The sequence below is a fragment of the uncultured Methylobacterium sp. genome, assembly GCF_964242245.1.
Lineage (GTDB): Bacteria > Pseudomonadota > Alphaproteobacteria > Rhizobiales > Beijerinckiaceae > Methylobacterium.
Genome location: NZ_CAXTBY010000064.1, coordinates 1 through 19992, shown reverse-complemented (window position 1 = coordinate 19992; position 19992 = coordinate 1). Strand labels below are relative to the sequence as shown.

Genomic DNA, 19992 nt, shown 5'->3' with positions numbered 1-19992 from the left:
CGACCGGCCTCGTGCCCGATGCGGATACACCGATCACCAGTGCGACCCGCCGCCCGGCGGCCTCGGCCCGCGTGGTCACTGCAAAGGCGAGCACGAGGCTCGCGACGCGGAGGCAATCGGCTGTTCTCCAGTGACGCCATGGCATTTTTGATCATCTCCGATCGCGATCGGGAAACGCCTCGCGCGGCGTACCGGACGACCAGAGTCAATCCTGCTGGATGTCGGCGACTCTGCCGCGGACAATCCATCGATATGCATCGCGTGCTTCTGCACACGAAGATTGATCGGAGTGCGTGAGAGCTGTCAATCATTAGCGAACCGCATCGATTCGATGCCCAGCGCCGGGCTTCGGAGGAGCTGCTGCAAAGGAGGTACCGATGATCGGTTGTTCGAAGTCCTTTGGACGATTCCTGCTTCATGCGGGCCTCATCCTCACGCTGCTGGGCGGGACGGTGCGCGCCGAGGAGGCCAGCACCGGTCGGATCCTGAACGCCCTGACCCCGCGGTTTCGAAGCCTGTCCCTCGGCACGCCGGCCCCCGCCCCAGCCGCACGACCGTCGCGCGACGAGGCTTTCGTCGACGGATTGCGCGGTCGGCCGAGCTACGCCGTATCCGCGGAAGAGCGCGAGGCTCTGGTCAAGCTGACGACGGGACGGCCGCAGATCGACCTGACGATCGAGTTCGACCGCAACTCCGACGTCCTGCGTGGAAAGGCGCTCATCACCGCTGGCAATCTCGGCAAGGCACTGGGCTCCGAGCGCATGCGCAGTCAGACCTTCCTGATCGCCGGTCATACGGACGCGAAAGGGGCCGACGTCACGAACCAAGCGCTCTCGGAGCGGCGGGCCGACGCGCTCAAGCGGTACCTTGTGACGACCTTCGGTATCCCGGCGATGAACCTGATCACCGCCGGATACGGCAAGACGCACCTCAAGACTTCGGCCGATCCGAACGGCCGCGAGAACCGTCGGGTGCAAGTGGTCAACATGCTGCAGGTGCAGACGGCAGGTCGTTAAGCACTTCGGAGGCTGCAGCCATGGGTCTGGAACCCTCCTATCGACCGGCTTTGGCGCGGCCCTTGGCGATCGCTGTGCTGGCGCTCTTTCTGGGTGCGCAGGCGCCTGCGCGACCGGCAATTGGCAATCCCCTTCTCGATGAGGCGAAGGCGATTCTCGAACTGAACACGGCTGGGCGCTATCAGGAGGTGCTCGTCCGCGCCAAAGCGCTCCTGCCGAAGGTACGGGAGAAGTTCGGCGCGTCGCACCCCGGCGTCGCGCACACGCAGTGGCTGCTCGCCATGGGCTATCGCGGGGTCGGGCGCTACGACGACGCCATGGCGGCGATCCGCGCGACGATCACCTTGTTCGAAAAAGCAAGTGGTTCGGAGGATCCGCAGACCGTCGGCGCGATGCAACTGGCGGGCAACATCCTCCTCGACCAGAATCGGCCGGAGGAGGCCGACGCATACCTCGAACGGGCCGCGGCCGCCACGGAGCGCCGCCTCGGCCCGGCGCACCCGGATTTCGCGGACCTGCTGGTCGATCGCGCGCGCGCTTCGGCCGGCCGGCACCGGATCGACGAAGCCGAGCAACGCCTGCTCCGGGCGCTCGCGATCCAGGAGACCGCAGGCGGCCCGGCCGCGCTCAGACTGGCCTATCCCCTCGTCAATCTGGCCATCCTGTACCGGGATGCGGGCCGCTACGCCGAGGCCGAACCGATCGCGAAGCGAGCCTTGCAGATCCGCGAAGCCCATCTCGGGCCGAACCATCGCGACGTCGCCTCCAGTCTTTCGACGCTCGGAGGCGTCTACCTGATGGCCGGCCGGCAGGTCGACGCGGCGCCATTGTTCGAGCGCGCGGTCACCATCGCCGAGAAGACCTTCGGCCCGGACCATCCGCGGACCGCCGGCCTGATCAGCGACCTCGCGATCACCTACAAGGATAGCGGCCGGCCCGCGCTGGCGGAGCCGCTGCTGCGGCGCGCGGTTGCGATCCAGGAAATGCTGCGTGGGCCCGACCACCCGTCGGTCGCCTTCCCGATCAACAACCTGGCCGTAACATTGCGTGCGCTGGGCCGCCTCGACGAGGCGGAAACGCTCTACCGCCGGGCCCTCTCGATCCGGGAGCGAAGCCTCGCGCCCGACCACCCCGATATCGCCACCGCGCTCGGGAACCTCGGGAATGTCCTGCTCGCCCGCAAACAGGCGGCCGAGGCCGTGTCCCTGCATGAGCGTGCGCTCGCGATCCGGTTGGGGGCGTGGGGACCGAACCATCCCGAAATCGCGTCCTCGCTGAGCGCCCTCGCGGCCGATCACATGCAGCTCGGCCATACGAGGGATGCCCTCGAATCGTCGCGACGCGCCGCCCGGATCGTCATCGGGCGCCTCGCCAAGGCCTCGGGCCTCGCCATGGCGGGCGAGATCCGCAACGGCCGCCAGGTTCTGGAGACCACCCTGCGGCTCCTGAAGCGCGGGCAGGACGAGAAGCTTCTCGACGGCAGGGGTGGCGAGGAATCGTTCGAGATCGCGCAGTGGATGAACCAGACCGCCGCCGCCGGTGCGATCAACCGGACCGCGGCGCGCCTCGCCGGCGGCGGCGACGCGCTTGCCGCCTTGGTCCGGGAGCAGCAGGATCTCCTCTCGGAGCGCGAGAGCCTCGACGCGCGCCTGCTCGCCTCTCTCGCAAAGCCGTCCGGGACACGGGATGAGGCGGCCGAGCAAGCCATGAACGTTCGCTCGGCCTCGATCGAGGCGCGGCTGAAGACGCTCGATGCGCGGCTCGCAGTCGAGTTTCCCCGCTATGCCGGCCTCATTACGCCGAAGCCGGTCACGAACGCCGAGGTCGCGGCACTGATCGGCGCGAAAGAGGCCCTGGTGATGTTTCATCTTGGCGTGGACGCCGCCTATGCCTACGTGATCACCCGCGAGCGTCAGGTCTGGTATCAGATGCCGGCGGGCACCGCCGGCATCGAGAAGCAGGTGCGCGAGCTGCGCGCTGGGCTCGATCCCACCGCGAGGCCGGGGGAGGCCAAGCCATTCGATCCCGCCCGCGCGCACGCGCTCTACCAGCAGCTGTTTTCAACGGCCGAGCCGTTGATCCGGGACAAGCCGCATCTGCTCCTGGTGGCCTCCGGCGCCCTCACCAGCCTGCCGTTCCATGTGCTGGTGACCGACAAACCCGAAAAGCCGGTGGCCGAGCTGGCCGATTTTCGCGACGTGGCATGGCTCGCTCGGCGCCATGCGGTCACCGTGCTGCCGACGGTGGCGAGCCTGAAGGTGGCGCGGTCGCAGGCGCAGGCCCCGGCGCCGCTGCCCTATCTCGGCATCGGCGACCCGACCTTCACGGCGCCGCTTCCGAGCGGAGCGCCGATCCGCACGGTGTCGGCATCGTCCACCACCGATCTGGCTTTGCTGAGCCGCGCACTCGCCCCCCTGCCGGAAACCGCCGACGAGGTCCGGGCCGTCGGCCGGTTGCTCGGGGCCTCCGCCAGCGCGATGCTGCTTCGCAGCGATGCGCGAGAAGGAAAGCTCAAGGCGATGCGGCTCTCCGACTATCGGATCATCCACTTCGCCACGCACGCCCTCGTCGCCGACGAGACGGCCCTGTTCAGCGCGCGCGCCGAGCCGGCGCTGGCGCTCACGCTGCCCGGCGTATCGAGCGCTGCGGATGACGGGCTCCTCATGGCGAGCGAGGTCGCGCAGCTCAAGCTCAACGCCGAATGGATCTTGCTCTCGGCCTGCAATACGGCCGCCGGCAACAAGCCCGGGGCGGAGGCGCTGTCTGGACTTGCTCAGGCGTTCTTTTATGCCGGTGCGCGCAACCTCCTGGTCTCGCACTGGCCCGTGGGTTCGGAGGCCACCGTGCGTCTCACCACCCTCGCCATCCAGGCGATCGCCGCCGAGCCGGCCATGGCCCCGGCCGAGGCGCTGCGGCGCGGAATGATCGCGCTTATGCAAGACGGCAATGCGAGTAATTCTCACCCGAGTTTCTGGGCGCCCTTCGTGATGGTCGGCGCAAGCGGCGCTGCCAGCGCAGAGCACAGGACCTTGAGTGCAAAGTGAATATTGTAATTTACAGCAGAGTGAATTTTAAATAGAATCGCCGTTGATTTTTACACAGTTCCTTACCGTTCTTTGTAAGAAACTTCTTAGAAAATTTTGCGTCGAAAAACCAGACACTTGGCAATGAACATCGGCCTGACATGCCGTCTACGGCAGCACGCCCGCCCTGCTTTCTGACGGGTAGGCGCGGGACGAGAATTGGTAAGGAGTGAACGGGATCGGTCACCCGCTGACGCCGCTCGATCAGGTTCGATCCCCGCACCAGCAGGCGTTCGAGCTCGACCGAGCGGACCTCGGAGCCTTCCTGCTCCTGCTCCTGCTGGCTGCGGCGCTGCTCGCACTCGTTGGTGTCGAGCCGGTCGATCCGGCGGTGGAAGACGTTGTTGCAAAACGCCCTTCGAATTAAATGAAGCAGGTCATGAAAAGATTGATATGGCGTGAAGGGCGATGCCAATTTAACGAGACATGAACAAAAATCTAAAGGACTAAGATCCATGTGTAATTCAATAAGTACGCCGAAGCCGACCATTGAGTATTATTTCAGCTTCCTTTCACTCTGGTCATATGTTGGAAGCCTGGAGTTCCAAGGACTCATTCGTCGGCAGAATGCAGAGGTGGTGTTCAAACCGATCGACTTGTTGGCCGTATTTGATGCAGGTGGTGGAAAGCCGGTCAAGGAGCGACCGATGCAACGCCAAGCTTACCGTCTCGTCGAGATGCAGCGCTGGCGCCGCGTCCGTGGCATCCCGCTGGTCCTGCACCCCAAGTTCTACCCGGCCGATCCATCACTGGCACATCGTGTTCTCCTCGCTGCCATTGCCGAGGGCAGGGATGTCGCAGCCTTCGTGCATGCCGGACTGAGAACGGTCTGGGCCGACGAGGGCGACATCGCCGACCCTGCGACCATCATGCGCCTTGCTGATGCCGCAGGTCTGAATGGTACGCACCTGCTCGCGACAGCCTCGGACCCGGTCCTGCGGGCGCAGGAGGTAGCACTCACCGAAGAGGCGATCGCGCGACAGGTGTTCGGTGCGCCGTTCTACGTCTACCGCGGTGAGCCGTTCTGGGGTCAGGATCGACTGGAACTGTTGGAGACCGCGATCATGGAGGCTCCGGAACCGATCACTGTGCCGGATCTCTCATCGACCTCCTGAAGCGCGCGGCGACGCGCGGGGCCATTGAACAGCCCGTTGAGCAGAAGCGAGACGATCGCGGTGAGCAGGATCGGATCCTTCGCAATCGGTTGGAAGCCGTCCGGCACGGTGCGCAGGAGCTGCGGCTGCACGATCGGAATCAGTCCGATCCCGAGGAAGACCGCGACGATCAGGGCGTTGTGCGCGTTGCGCGGTCCGAAATCGACCTGCGCCAGGATGCGGATGCCGGTGGCCGCGACCATCCCGAACATCACCAGGGCGGCTCCGCCGAGGACAGGCTGCGGGACCGAGGCCGCCACGAACGCGACCTTCGGTATGAGGCTCAGCAGCAGCATGATCCCGCCGGCCGTCGCGCAGACCCAGCGGCTGTGCACGCCCGTCAGGCTGACGAGGCCGATGTTCTGGGAATAGGACAGGTAGGGGAAGGTGTTGAACACCCCGCCGATCAGCGTTCCGAGCGCATCGGCGCGCAGGCCTCGCCGGATGTCCTCGGTGCCGACGGCCCGGCCGGTCATCACCGACAGCGCGAGAAACATGCCCGTCGCCTCGATGAACACGATCGTCATCACGAGGCACATGATCAGGCTTGGCACGAGGTGGAAGGTCGGCAGGCCGAACTGCAACGGCAGGACGATCCGCAGCCAGGGCTCGTTCCCGATGCCTTCCAGATTGACCCAGCCGAGGACCGCCGCGACGGCGTAGCCCACGGCCATTCCGACGAGGACGGCGATGCTGGCGAGGAAGCCACGTCCGAACCGGGCGAGCGCGAGGATGACGGCAAGCACGAGGCCGGCGATCAGCACTTTGGGTGCCGCACCGAAATCGGGAGCGCCGGTCCCACCCCCGGCCCAGCCGGCTGCGACGCGTGTCAACGCAAGACCGATCATGGCCAGGATCGAGCCCGTGACCACGGGTGGGAAGAACGGCAGGGCACGGCCGACGACGGGAACGATCAGGAGACCGAACAGGCCGGCGACGATCACGGCGCCGTAGATCCCCGTGATGCCGACCCCCGGCATCGCCGCCATCGCGAGCATGGGCTGGATCGCCACCGCGGTCACGCCCATGATGACCGGCAGCCGGATGCCGACGCGGCCGATGCCGATGGTCTGGATCAGGGTGGCGATCCCGCAGGCGAACAGGTCGGCGTTGATCAGGAAGGCGATCTGGTCCTTGGGAAGCTTGAGGGCGCCGCCGACGATGAGCGGCACGGCGATCGCGTTCGCGTACATGACGAGGACGTGCTGCAATCCCAGCGTGACCAGCTTCGGGGCCGGGAGGACAGCATCGACCGCGTCGTCTGACCGCTCAGCGGAGCCCGCGCCCGCCTCGGGCGCCCCCAGGGATGAATGCCCGATCAGATGTTCACGATCATCAAACATGGGAAATCCGAACGTTGCGGGGAAGACCGGCAGCTCGGCCGATCAAGGATGAAGAGGTCATACTTTCAGTGGGCCTGCGGATGGCGGTTGCCGAGGACCAAGTATCGACGGAGCGCGACAGAAGGCCGTCGTCCGGAACGCGTCGGCGATTCGTTCCTCGTCGAGCCCTCTTCGAATGACAGCCCCGACCCGGCAGGTGCGGCGCGACTTCGCGCGCATGATTGCCCGTCGTCGCATGCGTTGAATTGATTCGAGATGTTCAGGAGCGGCAGCGCTGGTTCATCTGGTCGTGAGGCTAGGCAGCCTGCGCGTCATGACGCAAGCGGCGATCGGAGAGGATCTGGCGTTTGATGCGGTTCTGCTCGCACACGATCACCTCGTCCCGGCCGAGGTAGAGGTCGGTTGGTGAGGTTGCTCGGGCTCTCGTGGGCCCGGACTTGGTTGTCGTGCTCGTCGAAGGCGGCGACGCGCCTCCAGCTCGCCCGGCAGGTAGGCGTGTTCGAGCAGGACGCGGTTCATGAGCGTCTGGTGCCAGCGTTCGATCTTGCCCTGCGTCTGCGGATGGCGCGAGCACACCGGATATGCGGCATGCCTCGGCTGCCGAGCCAAGCAGTCAAGTCGCTGGCGACGTCGCTCGGCCCGTTGGGGAACTCGGTGCGAATCAAGGTGATGCCGAGCTCAGGATGATGCAGCGCGCCCAACTTGGTTCAGTGCGGATGCTGGGTCAGGCTGCGCTCAAGCCGCGGCTGCGATGCGAGAAGTGTCCTCGTGTAAGGATCGGCGGGCGTCGTCAGAACCTCGCCGACGGGCCCGTGCTCCACGATCCTGCCGTCGTGGAAGACCAGCACGCGGTCGGCCAGATGCTGAATGACGCCGAGATCGTGGGAGATGAACAGCAGCGCCGTCCCGAGCCGCGCCCGCAGGTCTCCCAGAAGGTCGAGCACCTGCGCCTGGATGCCGATGTCGAGCGCCGAGACCGGCTCGTCGCAGACGATGACGACGGGCTCCGCCGCGAGCGCGCGGGCGATCGAGACGCGCTGGCGCTGGCCGCCCGAGAGCGACCGGGGATAGCGATCGACGACGTCGGCGCGCAGGCCGACCTGCTCCAGAAGTTCGACGGTTCGGGTTCTTCTGTCCGCGGGGCGGAGCCCGGCGAGGTTCTCCGCGATGATCTCCGAGACCCGGTAGCGCGGGTCGAAGCTGCTCAGGGCATCCTGCGGGATGTACTGGAGCCGGGGTCGCAGCCGGCGACGCTCGGTCTCCCGGATGCCCGACCAGGGCTCGCCGAGCAGCCGCACCGCGCCGCGGTCGGGCGCGAGCAGGCCGAGGACGATCCTGGCGCAGGTCGATTTGCCCGAGCCCGACTCCCCGACAATGCCCACGACCTCGCCGGCCTTCACGTCGAAGCTCACATCGTCGAGGGCGGCGGTGGTGTGCGTCCGGCGACCAAGTCCCGGGGTGCGGGCGTAGTCTTTCGCGATGCCGCGAACTTCGAGAACGACACGTCGGTCCTGGTGCGGCGGCAGCGGATCGCGCACCACGGTGATACGTTCGGAGATGCGGCCGACCGGACGGCTCGGCGTCGGCGAACCGAGCCGTCGCCCACGCGATGCGAAGGAGGGAATCGCCGCGATCAACTGGCGGGTATAGGGGTGTCGCGGTCGGGTCAGAACATCGGCCGTGGGCCCGCTGTCGACGACGCGCCCGTCGCGCAGGACGATCACCCGGTCGGCGATGCCGCTGACGACCGCGAGATCGTGGCTGATCAGCAGGAGCCCGGCGCCCGCCCGCACCCGTTGCGCGAGCACCTGCAGCACCTGCGCCTGAACCGTCACGTCGAGAGACGTCGTCGGCTCGTCCGCGATGATGAGATCGGGCTCTCCCGCGATGGCCGAGGCGATCAGGGCGCGCTGGCGCAATCCGCCGGAGAGCTGGTGCGCATATTGGCGCGCGCGGATCTCGGGATCGGGGACCCCGACCTTGCTCAGCACGTCGATGACCCGCGCGTCGATGGCCCGGCGTCCGCACAGGATGCGATGCTCGGACAGGACCTCCGCCACCTCCTGTCCGATCGTCCGCAACGGGTCGAGGGAGACCAGCGCGTCCTGCATCACTAGGCCGGTGACCGTGCCGCGCAGGCGCCGCCAATCGGCCTCGCGGAACGCCCGCGCATCCCGCCCCTGGATGCGGAAGCGCCGGGCCTCGACCACCGCGCCGTCCCCGGCGAGGTTGAGGAGGCTGCGCGCCGTCAGGCTCTTGCCCGAACCGGACTCGCCCACCAGCGCGACGCATTCGCCGGCATGAAGGGCGAGGTCGACGCCCTGCACGATCGGTGCGCCGGCGCCGGCCGACGCGAACCCGATCGACAGGCCCTGGACATCGACGAGCAGGGGCCGCTCGCCCGCACCGTTCGCCTGCGCGTCGAGACTCATGCGATGCGCCCCTCGAACCGCTTCTGCAGGAATCCGCCGACGGTGCTGAAGGCGATCACCGTCAGGGTGATCGCCGCCCCGGGGAAGATGGCGGGCCACCACGCCACGCGCAGGACGTCGCGGCTCTCGGCCAGCATGACGCCCCATTCGGGGGTCGGCGGCTGCGGGCCAAGCCCGAGGAAGCTCAACCCCGAGACGGTCAGGATGGTGCTGCCGATGTAGACGGTGGCGATCACCGGGATCGCGACGAGGACGTTGGGCAGGACGTGGCGAACGAAGACCTGCCGCCGGCCGAGGCCGTAGATCGCGGCCTGGGTCACGTAATCCGCGTCGCGCACCAGTTGGGTCTGCGCGCGCACCACGCGTCCGAATTTCGGGATGCCGGCGATGCCGACGGCGATGGCGATGTTCAGCATGCCCTGCCCGAGGAAGGTGACGACCAGCATGGCGAGCAGGACGCCGGGAAACGACGAGAGCACGTCGAAGACGCGCGAGGTCGCCTCGTCGAGCACGCGATTCCGTTGGCCGGCCAGGATGCCGAGGAAGACACCGGCGGCGACGCTGATCGCCATGCCGCCGAGCCCGATCAGAAGCGAGTAGCGCGCGCCGTGCAGCGTGCGGGCGAAGACGTCCCGTCCGAGCCGGTCCGTGCCGAAGAGATGGTCCCAGCTCGGCGCCTTCAGGCCTTCGAGGAAACTCCCCGTCAGGGGATCGTAGGCGGTGAACAGGTTCGGGGCGACCGCGACCGCGAGGAGGGCCGCCAGGAACACGGCCGATGCGACGACGGAGGGCGGATAGGTTCGGCGTCCCCTCCCTTTCGCGGTCCGAGGCGCGTCGAGGCTGACGAGATCGCCGGGGGCGAGCACGGCAGTGCCCTCGCCGGGCGGGTGCGTCGAGGCGTTCATGCGGCCCTCAAGCGTGGGTCGATCAGCAGGTAGAGGATGTCGAGGAGCGTCGAGGCCGCGACGTGGATGAAGGCGGCGAGCAGCACGACGGCGAGCACCACGGGTACGTCGTGGGTCAGCACGGCCCCGAGCGTGACGCTGCCGAGCCCCGGCCGACCGAACACCTTCTCAGTGATCACGGCGCCGCCGAGCAGGCCGCCGATCAGCCAGCCGCCGAGGGTGACGGCCGGCAGGAGCGCATGGCGCAGGACGTGCCGTGCCCGGATGGCGAATTCGCCGACGCCGCGCGCGCGGATCGTGGTGACGAAGGGCTGGTCCAGGGTCTTCTCGATGGCCTCGCGCAGCACCTGCGCCAGCAGGCCCGCCGTGGGAAGCGCCAGGGCGATCGACGGCAGCACCAGGGATTGCCAGCCGTTCGCCCCCGAAACCGGGAACCACCGCAGGGTGAAGGAGAACAGCATCAGGAGGAGGATGCCGATCCAGAAGACCGGCGTGGAGGCGAGGACGAGTTCGAGGCCTGAGGCGAGGCTGCGCGAAAAGCGCCCGCGTCCGGCGGTGAGGAGCGCCACGAGAACCGCCAGCACCACGGCGAGCAATCCGGCCGTCAGCGCGAGCTGAACCGTGGGCCAGAGCTGCGAGCCGACGATCTCCCGCACGGGTTGGCGCAGGACGTAGGACGTGCCGAGATCGCCGCCCGCGATGCGGGACAGGAACGCCCCGTATTGCGCGAACAGGCTGCGATCGAGCCCCCATTCGGCGGCGATGGCCTCATGCAGGCCGGGCGTGTCGACGTCTCCGGCGAGGATGTCCTCGATGCGGCCGGGCAGGGCGTGAAGGGCGAGGAAGGCCGACGTCACGCTGGCCCAGGCCACAACGAGGCTCGTGAGCAGCCGCGATGCGATGCGGGACCACAGGGTCGGAGAGACCATGGCGCGCCTACTCCTTCGCGAGCCAGACGTCGTAGGCGCTCGACGGCGAGTCGAGGCCCGCCTCGAAGCCGAGGCCGCGAACCGTCTTCTTCGCCGCCAGGAACCAGCTCGGCGCGAACAACGGCACGATGAACGCCTTGTCGACGCCGAGCACCTGGATCCGGTCGGTGAGCGCGCGCTTGGCGATCGGGTCCGTGGCCTGCAGCGCCTGTTCGATCAGGCCGGTGATTTCGGGATCGGGGTTGGCCACGTTGGTGTAGAGGAATCCCTTCGTTCCGAGCATGTCCCAGAGTTCACGGGCCGGATCGGACGGATTGTCGGTGTTGGGATAGATCGCCCACGTGCCGGTGGCGTTGCCCTTGGCGTACTCGCCGGCGGTGACGATGCGCAGGTTGAGGTCGAGGCCGATGTTCTTGCGCAGGGCCGCCTGAATGCCCTGGATCAGGATATCGCGGTTGTCGCGCACGTAGGGCTGCGGATATCCGACATCGAGCTTCAGGCGCTGGCCGTCCTTCGTTCGGAACCCCTGCCCGTCGCGCCCGGTCCAGCCGGCCTCGTCGAGCAGGCGGTTGGCGCCCGCGACGTCGTTGCCCCAGGCCCCGACCAGGGCCTTGTTGTAGGCCGGGTTGGCCGGTCCGATGATCGACCAGGCCCGCGGCACGAGGCCGAGATAGACCTGGCGCACGATCGGCTCGGGATCGAAGCCGTCGCGGAGCGCCCGGCGGACCCGGACATCGTCGGCCGGCGCCCGCGTGTAGTTGATGTTGAGGGTAAACGACGTGCTCGCGCCCGAGGGACCGACCAGCAGTCGGTAGTCGGGGTCGTCGGCAAAGAGCGACACGTCGGTGGCCTGCACGCCCTCGATCACGTCGACTTGGCCCGACGACAGCGCGCCGGTGCGGACCGCGTATTCCGGAAGGAAGCGGAACGTGAACGCGTCGAGATGGGCCGGTCCGGTATGGGCCGCGTAGCCAGGCGCCCAGGCATAGGCCTTGTTCCGGACGAAGGTCGCCGATTGGCCGCGCACGTAGCGCTCGAAGACGAAGGGGCCGGTGCCGGCCAGCGCCGGGCCGCCACCGCACAGGTCGCCCTTCGCGAGCGATTTCGGCGAGATCAGGCCCAGCTTGACGTTCGAGACCGACTCCAGAAACGTCGAATCCGGACGCGACAGGGTGAGTTTCACGACCGACGGCGAGACCACCTCGGCCGCACTGAAGGCTTCGAGCAGGGCGACGGCATTCGCCGCACTCTCGGGGTTCTTGACGAAGTCGAAGTTGGCCTTGACGGCGGCCGCGTCGAGTTTCTCGCCATCGTGGAAGACGACGTTCTCACGCAGCGTGAAGGTGTAGTCCTTCCCGTCCGGCGAGATCGTCCACGCGGTCGCGAGCCAGGGCGCGAAGGTGCCGTCCGCCCGCTTGCCCACCAGCGAGTCGATGTAGTTCCGCGCCACGAAGAAGGCGGCCTGCTGCGACGAGCGATGCGGGTCGAAGCAGGACGGCTCCGTCGTCACGCCCCAGGTGATCGATCCGCCCGATCGGGGCTGTGCGTCCGCGGGGTCGGCATACGCAATCTCGGCGAGGCCGACCGTGGACAGCACGGCCAGCGCAAGCAACGGAACAAATCTTTGCATCAATCTCGACTCGGAATGAAATCAGCCTTCGATTCCGGCCGCCGCGGACAAAATCTTCCCTAATGTCTTGTGAGGGAAATTTCGCCTTCATCTCTGCGGTGGATCGGGATAGCTGTTGCAGCGCGATCTAATGCGCCGACAAGAGCAAAATCAACTCCGAATGCTGAAGCCTTCGAACTCGAATAGATCTTTGGAAGCTTTACGCCGTTGAGCCGGACACGTGGAGACGAAAACTTCGCGCCGGGACGGCGCGGGAGACGCGATCGTCTCCCGAACGTGCGCCGCCAGCCAGCCGGACGCCGGCACCCGTATTACTCCTGCGATCGATGGATGATCTTCTCGATGAGCCAACGACACCTGCATCTCAACGTGAACCTCCTTCACGCGGGCGTTTATCCGTCGGCCTGGAGGCTTCCGGCGAGCCGGCCCGATGCCTTCGCCGACATCGGCCATTACGTGCGCGTCGCCCAGATCGCCGAGCGCGGGAAGTTCGACGCCATCTTCCTCGCCGACACGCCGTCGATCTCGGACCGCATCGACTATCGGCCGCTCAATGCGCTGGAGCCGACCATCGTGCTGGCGAGCGTCGCGGCCGCCACCACGCGGATCGGGCTGATCGCGACGGCCTCGACCACCTACAACGAGCCCTTCAATCTCGCCCGGCGCTTCGCGACGCTTGATCATGCGAGCGGCGGCCGCGCGGGGTGGAACGTCGTTACCACGGCGGACGCCGCCGCGAGCCGCAACTTCGGACTTGCCGCAGCCGTCGAGCATCGGACGCGCTACGATCGCGCCCGGGAATTCGTCGCGGTCGTCCATGACCTCTGGGACAGTTGGGAGGACGACGCCTTCATCGGCGACAAGGCGACGGGCCGCTTCGTCGACACCGCGAAGGTGCATGCGATCCGCCACCGCGGGACGTATTTCTCGGTCGAGGGGCCGCTGAACCTGCCGCGCGCGCCGCAGGGACGGCCGATCACCGTGCAGGCCGGCGGCTCGAACGACGGCCGCGACCTCGCCGCTGCGACGGCGGACGCGGTCTTCACCCTGTCGCAGACGATCGCGGACGGCGTCGCCTACGCGCGCGACCTGCGCGCCCGGGCCGCCACCTTCGGACGCGCGCCCGGCTCGATCGTGATCCTGCCGGGCCTCGCCACGGTGATCGGCGGCACGGAGGCCGAGGCGCGGCGGCGTCAGGACGAATTGTGGGACCTCGTGCCGATCGAATACAGCCTCGCGCGGCTCGCCGGCACCCTCCAGATCGCGCCGGAGCGGCTCGACCTCGACAAGCCCCTGCCGGACCCGCTGCCGCTGCCGGTCAACGCGAACCAGACCATGTTCCAGGGCACCGTCGCGCTGGCGCGCCGGGACAATCTCACCGTGCGCGAATTGCTTCGGGCGCTCGGCGGCGGCGTCGGCCACCGCATCGTCGTCGGCACGCCGGAAGCGGTCGCCGACGACATCGAAGCCTGGTTCAGGGCCGGCGCCGCCGACGGCTTCAACCTGATGCCGGACGTGCTGCCGGAGGGCCTGGAGACCTTCGTCGATGCGGTCGTGCCGATCCTGCAGAAGCGCGGGCTGTTCCGCACCGAGTACGGCGGCACCACGCTGCGGGACCATCTCGACCTGGCTCGGCCGCCGAGCCGCTTTGCCCGCCTCGGACCGACTTCGATCTCGGCCTGACGGTCGAGAGCGCTCTGCGCGAGAAGCCCGCGACGGAGGCCCGACAATCGGCTTCGGATTTCGGCGGACGGATCGGACGGGATCTACAGCGTTGCACGCGGACCTTCCACGTCCGACACGCTTTGCGCTTCGACCGAACTGCACATCGCCGACTCTTTGGAAGCACATCTCTCATTCGAGCGGCTACATTCGCAGTCCTCGAATTCACAGGCCGGCGGAAGCGCCGCCGGGAGGGCTTCATGACCGTTGCGATGCGAGCTCCCCACCCGACGACCGGGTCGTCCCTCCCGTGTCGCTGCTCCGACGACACAGGGAGGAACCGGGATCTGGCAGGGAAGGGCTTCGGCGATGGGCTACCACGACACGAACTTTGACGCGGCCGCCGCGAGCCGGACGCCGAGGTCCCTGAAGGGCGCGGAAGCCGCCCGGCCGCGTCGGTGCGCCTATGGACACGCCGCCTTCGTCACCGCCATCGACGACGGCCTGATGCCCGACGAGGTCCGGCAGATCCTGGCCGGCCGCCGGATCGTCGACGCTTTCCCGGTGCGATGGGGTGAGAGCGTACCGGCCTATGCCGAGCGCACCGTCGCCGAGATGATGGTCGCCTATCTCCGCGACGATCCCTCGGATCGGGCAAGTCGTCGGGCAAGTCATCGGCCAGGCAAAAGCCATCGGCCAAGCATCGGCGCCGCCGCGACCGGTTGAAGCCGGGCCGCTGCCGATATCCCGCCCAACGAAGTTTAGTCCCGCGATCTGCGTATCGATGCAGACGAGAGGTCTTACCATGCCGATCGATTGGCTTGCCCGCCTCCGGCCGCGCCGGGCGATCCTCGGCATCGTCGCGCTCGCCGCCGCCATCGCCGGCCTCGTCGCGGCCGAATCCGGCCCGGCTGGCGAAAACCTGTCCCTGCGGATGGCCTTCGTGCGCGCGTCGACCGACCTCGCGCAGCGCTTCGAGCCCGATAACGCGGACACCGCGGCGCGGGTGACCCTCGGCCCGGGCGGACGGGACCTGCGCGTGGCCGGAGACCTCATGGAGGGGGTGTCGGCCCGCGTCGCGTCCCTGCTCGCCGCGCATCCGGAGGTGCGGCGCATTCATCTCACGAGCGACGGTGGACTTGTGGAGGAGGGATTGGCGCTCGGCGGCCTCGTCGCCGACCACGGGCTCGCCACCTACGTTCCGGACGACTGCGCCTCCGCCTGCACCCTGGCCTTCGTCCGCGGTAGCCAACGCTACCTCGGAACGGGCGGACGCCTCGGCTTCCACGCCCCCTACGAGGCCGGGCTGTTCGGACAGGCCTTCGCGGTCGATTCAGGGCCCGAGCGCGCCGCCTACCGGGCCGCCGGCATCGCCGCCGACTTCACGGCGGAGGCGCTGGCGGTCTCCTCGGACGACATCTGGATCCCGGACGCCGCGCGCCTGCTCCAGGCCGGCGTGGTCACCGAGATCGTCGAGACCGATCGTTTCCCGGATTCGACGCTGGACGACGACGCCAGCCCGCAGGCGGCCCGCGCGCAGGTGCTGCGCAACCTGCCGATCCTCGCGGAGGCGGACCCCGCCGCCGTGGACAAGCTCGCCGCGTGGTACCGCGGCGGTTACGTGGAGGGGCGCTCCGAGGCGGACGCCCTTGAGGGATTGCAGCAGCAGGCGGCCGCCCATTTCCGGCACCTGTTCCGGATGGCGGACGACGCGACGATCCGGGCGCTCGGGCATGCCGCCCTCACCGCGATGCGGCAGGCCGAGGGCGAAGACCGCAGCGCGTGCGAGGCCATCGCCGGCGGCGATGTCGTCGTGATCGAAGCAACCCTCAGGCGCGCCCGGCATCCGGTGCCGAGCGTCGCGGCCCTGATCGCGCAGGCGCGCCGGATGGGCGAGACCGGGGCGGCGGCGGAGATCGCGGCATCGGACGCGGCCAAGCCGCGCCGGTTCGCGCGCCGCGGGCCGGGGCGTTGCGGCGCGCGGATCGAGGCCGTGCGGCGTGCGCTGGACCGTCCCGTACAGGAGGCGGCCTTCGCGCTGCGCAGGCTGCTGCTCGACGATGTGCCCGAGGTCGTCGGGGTCGCCGATCCGTGAGGGCCCTGTCCTTCGTATCAGACGCGGCGGGCGGCCTGAACCGGGCGCGCAGAACGACCGCTGTGCGAGCCGACTGGCGGCGATCCAACTCTTCCGTCTGCAACCGGAATCTACGCAGGTCCGTTCTTTTGGCGGCTCGGGATTTGGGAGGGGCTTTCATTGACGATGACCCCGCGCCTTGCAGAATGCGCCCTCCGCAAGATTGACCTTCGGCCCGCGATCGACACGCGGCACGATGCGACGACATCCTCGTCGCGACATGCAGGACGGAAGACGCAAACCGTGGCCAGCCCAGACATCGGCGAGGACGAGCGGCGCCTGCCATCGGCGGATCGAGCGTCGGAACGCGATCCCCTGATCCGGATCGAAGGGGTTTCCAAGCGTTATCCGGCCGGCGCGAACGGCGAACCGGTCGCCGCCCTGTCGGACGTGAATCTTGGCGTGGCATCCGGGTCGGTACTTGGCGTCATCGGCCGCTCCGGCGCGGGCAAGTCGACCCTGATCCGCCTGCTCAACGGCCTGGAGAAACCGACCGAAGGCCGCGTCGTCGTGGATGGGGCGGAGGTCTCAAGCCTCGACGAGCGGCGCCTGCGGGACGTGCGCCGCCGGATCGGGATGGTGTTCCAGCACTTCAACCTGCTCGCCTCGCGCACGGCCTCCGGCAACGTCGCCCTGCCCCTGGAGATCGCCGGCGTCCCGCGCGCCGCGATCCGCGCGCAGGTCGCCGAGCTGCTCGATCTGGTCGGTCTCGCGGACAAGCGCGACCGCTATCCGGCAGAGCTCTCCGGCGGTCAGAAGCAGCGCGTCGGCATCGCGCGGGCGCTCGCCACCGGCCCGAAGGTGCTCCTCTCCGACGAGGCGACCTCGGCGCTGGACCCGGAAACGACGCGCGCGATCCTCGACCTGCTGGCCCGGATCAACCGCGACCTCGGGCTGACCATCGTGCTGATCACGCACGAGATGTCGGTGATCCGCGCCATCGCCGATCAGGTCGCGGTGCTGGAGCACGGCCGCATCGTCGAGGGCGGAGCCGTGTTCGACGTCTTTACCCGCCCGCAGACCGAGATCACCCGGGCCCTGCTCGCTGGCGAGATGGGCCTGCGGCTGCCGCCCTCGCTCGCCGAGCGCCTGCGACCGGAGGCCGGGCCCGGCACGGCCACCGTCCTGCGCATCACCTTCCGGGGCGAGCACGCCACTGACCCGATCGTCGCGCGGCTTGCCCGCGAGATGGGCATCGAGGCCAACATCCTGTCGGGTACCGTCGACGAGATCGGCGGACAACCGTTCGGCTCGCTCATCGTCGCGCTGCCGCCCGGCCCCGACGTGGCGGCCCGCGCCAGCGCCTTCCTGAGCGCGCGGGATCTCGCGGTCGACCCGGTCGGCTACCTCGCCCCCGCGATCGGGCGGAGCCGTCATGTCGCCTGAACTCGTCCGCCTCCTCGTCCAGGCGACGGGCGACACGCTGTATATGGTCGCGCTCGCGGCAACGCTCGGCACCCTGTTCGGCCTGCCGCTCGGCGTCTTCCTGGCGACGAGCCGGCGGGGCGAACTGCTCGCCGCGCCCTGGCTCAACGGGGCGCTGGGCTTCGTCGTCAACGCCACCCGCTCGACGCCGTTCATCATCCTCGTCGTCGCGATCATCCCGTTCACCCGCCTGATCGCCGGCACCTCGATCGGCACGAGCGCCGCGACGGTGCCGCTGACGATCGCGGCGACGCCCTTCATCGCCCGCCTCGTCGAGGCGGCGATCCGCGAGGTTGACGGCGGCCTCGTCGAGGCGGCCCGCGCCTTTGGAGCGAGCCCGCTCCAGATCATCCTCAAGGTCCTGCTGCCCGAGGCGCTGCCGGGGATCGTCCTCGGGCTGACCCTCGCGGTGGTGTCGCTGCTCGGCTACTCGGCCATGGTCGGCGCCGTCGGCGGCGGGGGCCTGGGCGATCTCGGCATCCGCTACGGCTACCAGCGCTTCATGCCCGAGATGATGCTGGCGGTGGTCGTCGTCCTGATCGTGCTGGTCCAGGCGGTGCAGAGCCTCGGCGACCGCCTCGCCCGCAGTCTGAACCGGCGCATCCGCCGATCCTGATCCGATCGTCGCCTCCCCCGAAACCGCCCTCTCCCGAAAGCGTCGCATGCTGCGTTCCCTGACCCTCGCCGTCCTCCTCGCGCTCGCCGGCGCACCCGCGCGTGCGCAGGCGCCGCAGGTCGTGCGTATCGGCGTGACGCCGGGTCCGCACGCGCAGATCGTCGAGGCGGTGAAGCCGATCGCGGCCAAGCGCGGCCTTGACCTGAGGATCATCGAGTTCTCCGACTACGTCGTGCCGAACGAGGCGCTCTCTGCCGGTGAACTCGAAGTCAACTCGTTCCAGAATCAGCCCTTCCTCGACAACCAGAAGGTCGACCGCGGGTACAAGCTCGACAGCGTCGCGCTCACCGTGAACTTTCCGCTAGGCATCTACTCCCGGCGCCACAAGAGCTTCGATTCGGTGCCGAACGGCGGCACGGTGGCGATCCAGAACGACCCGACCAACGGCGGCCGCTCCCTGCTGCTCTTGCAGGACAAGGGCGTGATCAAGCTGAAGGCCGGCGTCGGCTTCAAGCCGAGCGTCGCCGACATCGTCGAGAATCCGCGCAGGCTGAAATTCATCGAAGTCGACGCCGCGCAGACCCCGCGTTCGCTGGACGACGTCGATGCGGCGGCGATCAACACCAACTTCGCGACGCCCGCCGGCCTCAAGCCGTCGGACGCGATCCTGAAGGAGGAGCCCAAGGGCCCCTACGTCAACGTGCTGGCGGTGCGCAGCGCCGACAGGGACAAGCCCTGGGTGACGGCGCTCGTGGAGAGCTACCGCTCAGCCGAAACCAAGGCCTTCATCGAGACCACCTTCGGCGGCGCTGTCCTGCCGAGCTGGTAGCCGCGCGAGCCCTACCAGGCCGGCTCCAGGGACCCGGCATAGGTCTGCTGGATGAACGCCTTGACCTCCGGGGAGCGGAAGCTCCGCACGAAGGCCGCGAGGCGCGGATCGTCGCGGTTGTCGGGCCGGGCGACGAAGCTCATCGTGTAGCGCCGGTCGCCCACACCGTCCGTCGCGAGCGCGGTCTTCGGGTCGCCGCCCGCGGCGATCAGGTAGGTGAAGCTCACCTGCGCCAGGGTCACGTCGTCGAGGGCGCGCGGCAGTTGCGCGGCGTCGAGCTCCAGGACCCGCAGGTGCCGCGGGTTCTCGACGATGTCGGCGACGGAGGCCTCGTCGCCGACGCCGGGCCTCAGCGTCAGGAGCTTGGCGGTCTGGAGCAGGCGCAGACCGCGTGCCGCGTTCACCGGATCGTTGGCGATCGCCACCGCGGCGCCGTCCGGCACCGCGTCGAGGCTGGTCACGCGCTTCGAGAACAGGCCGACCGGAAGGATGATCGCGCCCTCGACCGGAACGAGGCGGTAGCCGCGGGCGCGGATGGCGTTCTGAAGGTAGGGCACGTGCTGGAACAGGTTGGCGTCGAGGTCGCCGGAGGCCACCGCCTCGTTCGGCGTCACCCAGTCGGTGAACTCGACGATCTCGACCGCCTGTCCCTCCCTGCGGGCGAGGTCGGCGGCGAACGCAAGCGTCCGGCCGACCGGACCGGCCGTGGTGCCGATCCGCAGCGGCTTGGCCGCGCGTGCGGGGCCGGTCGCGGCCGCGAGCATGACGACGGCGAGGCCGAAGAGGTCGCGACGGGTTCTGGCAGCGGGCATCGCGAATCCTCAGGTCTGGGGT

16 protein-coding genes and 1 pseudogene are annotated in these 19992 nt (G+C 68.5%); 9 read left to right on the top strand and 8 right to left on the bottom strand.

What is annotated here, in order from left to right; genetic code table 11:
* The first annotated feature begins 377 nt into the window (after positions 1-377).
* Positions 378-1016, top strand: a complete 639-nt coding sequence (locus ACFE8Y_RS13835; protein ID WP_375464962.1) for an OmpA family protein — start codon at positions 378-380, stop codon at positions 1014-1016.
* 20 nt (positions 1017-1036) lie between these two features.
* Positions 1037-4060 carry a tetratricopeptide repeat protein gene (locus ACFE8Y_RS13830; protein ID WP_375464961.1) on the top strand — a complete coding sequence of 1008 codons (3024 nt, stop codon included), beginning with the start codon at positions 1037-1039 and terminating at the stop codon, positions 4058-4060.
* Between the two features lie 10 nt (positions 4061-4070).
* Here the strand turns inward: ACFE8Y_RS13830 and ACFE8Y_RS13825 are convergent, their stop codons facing one another.
* Positions 4071-4589: a hypothetical protein gene (locus ACFE8Y_RS13825; protein WP_375464968.1), complete on the bottom strand. Its 519-nt coding sequence runs from the start codon at positions 4587-4589 to the stop codon at positions 4071-4073.
* Here ACFE8Y_RS13825 and ACFE8Y_RS13820 point away from each other — a divergent pair.
* On the top strand, positions 4555-5214 hold the full coding sequence (locus ACFE8Y_RS13820; RefSeq protein WP_375464967.1) for a 2-hydroxychromene-2-carboxylate isomerase: 660 nt from the start codon (positions 4555-4557) through the stop codon (positions 5212-5214). The two genes, ACFE8Y_RS13825 and ACFE8Y_RS13820, sit on opposite strands and share 35 nt — an antisense overlap.
* Here ACFE8Y_RS13820 and ACFE8Y_RS13815 read toward each other — a convergent pair.
* From ACFE8Y_RS13815 to ACFE8Y_RS13790, 6 genes and pseudogenes are all read right to left on the bottom strand, one after another.
* On the bottom strand, positions 5130-6596 hold the full coding sequence (locus tag ACFE8Y_RS13815; protein ID WP_375464960.1) for a nucleobase:cation symporter-2 family protein: 1467 nt from the start codon (positions 6594-6596) through the stop codon (positions 5130-5132). The two genes, ACFE8Y_RS13820 and ACFE8Y_RS13815, sit on opposite strands and share 85 nt — an antisense overlap.
* A 295-nt stretch (positions 6597-6891) precedes the next feature.
* Positions 6892-7240 (bottom strand): annotated as a pseudogene (locus ACFE8Y_RS13810) (integrase core domain-containing protein); the annotation flags it as partial.
* A gap of 63 nt (positions 7241-7303) precedes the next feature.
* A complete protein-coding gene (locus ACFE8Y_RS13805) occupies positions 7304-9028 on the bottom strand; it encodes a dipeptide ABC transporter ATP-binding protein (RefSeq protein WP_375464959.1) in 1725 nt (574 codons plus the stop codon).
* The gene (locus ACFE8Y_RS13800; RefSeq protein WP_375464958.1) at positions 9025-9933 is read right to left on the bottom strand and encodes an ABC transporter permease; all 909 of its coding nucleotides are present in this window, start codon (positions 9931-9933) and stop codon (positions 9025-9027) included. Before ACFE8Y_RS13800 ends, ACFE8Y_RS13805 begins: the two co-directional genes overlap by 4 nt.
* The gene (locus ACFE8Y_RS13795; RefSeq protein WP_375464957.1) at positions 9930-10862 is read right to left on the bottom strand and encodes an ABC transporter permease; all 933 of its coding nucleotides are present in this window, start codon (positions 10860-10862) and stop codon (positions 9930-9932) included. Before ACFE8Y_RS13795 ends, ACFE8Y_RS13800 begins: the two co-directional genes overlap by 4 nt.
* A 7-nt stretch (positions 10863-10869) precedes the next feature.
* Positions 10870-12492 carry an ABC transporter substrate-binding protein gene (locus tag ACFE8Y_RS13790; protein ID WP_375464956.1) on the bottom strand — a complete coding sequence of 541 codons (1623 nt, stop codon included), beginning with the start codon at positions 12490-12492 and terminating at the stop codon, positions 10870-10872.
* Between the two features lie 342 nt (positions 12493-12834).
* On the opposite strand from ACFE8Y_RS13790, the gene ACFE8Y_RS13785 reads away from it, so the two are divergent.
* From ACFE8Y_RS13785 to ACFE8Y_RS13760, 6 genes are all read left to right on the top strand, one after another.
* Positions 12835-14175, top strand: coding sequence for an LLM class flavin-dependent oxidoreductase (locus ACFE8Y_RS13785; RefSeq protein ID WP_375464955.1), 1341 nt, complete (start codon positions 12835-12837; stop codon positions 14173-14175).
* Positions 14176-14661: 486 nt separating this feature from the next.
* Positions 14662-14880, top strand: coding sequence for a hypothetical protein (locus tag ACFE8Y_RS13780; protein WP_375464954.1), 219 nt, complete (start codon positions 14662-14664; stop codon positions 14878-14880).
* Between the two features lie 79 nt (positions 14881-14959).
* Positions 14960-16249, top strand: a complete 1290-nt coding sequence (locus ACFE8Y_RS13775) for a hypothetical protein (RefSeq protein WP_375464953.1) — start codon at positions 14960-14962, stop codon at positions 16247-16249.
* Between the two features lie 297 nt (positions 16250-16546).
* The gene (locus tag ACFE8Y_RS13770) at positions 16547-17674 is read left to right on the top strand and encodes a methionine ABC transporter ATP-binding protein (protein ID WP_375464966.1); all 1128 of its coding nucleotides are present in this window, start codon (positions 16547-16549) and stop codon (positions 17672-17674) included.
* Positions 17664-18329 carry a methionine ABC transporter permease gene (locus tag ACFE8Y_RS13765; RefSeq protein WP_375464952.1) on the top strand — a complete coding sequence of 222 codons (666 nt, stop codon included), beginning with the start codon at positions 17664-17666 and terminating at the stop codon, positions 18327-18329. The genes ACFE8Y_RS13770 and ACFE8Y_RS13765 overlap by 11 nt, the downstream gene beginning before the upstream one ends.
* 46 nt (positions 18330-18375) lie before the next feature.
* Positions 18376-19158, top strand: a complete 783-nt coding sequence (locus ACFE8Y_RS13760; RefSeq protein WP_375464951.1) for a MetQ/NlpA family ABC transporter substrate-binding protein — start codon at positions 18376-18378, stop codon at positions 19156-19158.
* Positions 19159-19169: 11 nt separating this feature from the next.
* Here the strand turns inward: ACFE8Y_RS13760 and ACFE8Y_RS13755 are convergent, their stop codons facing one another.
* Positions 19170-19970: a MetQ/NlpA family ABC transporter substrate-binding protein gene (locus ACFE8Y_RS13755; protein ID WP_375464950.1), complete on the bottom strand. Its 801-nt coding sequence runs from the start codon at positions 19968-19970 to the stop codon at positions 19170-19172.
* Between the last annotated feature and the right edge of the window lie 22 nt (positions 19971-19992).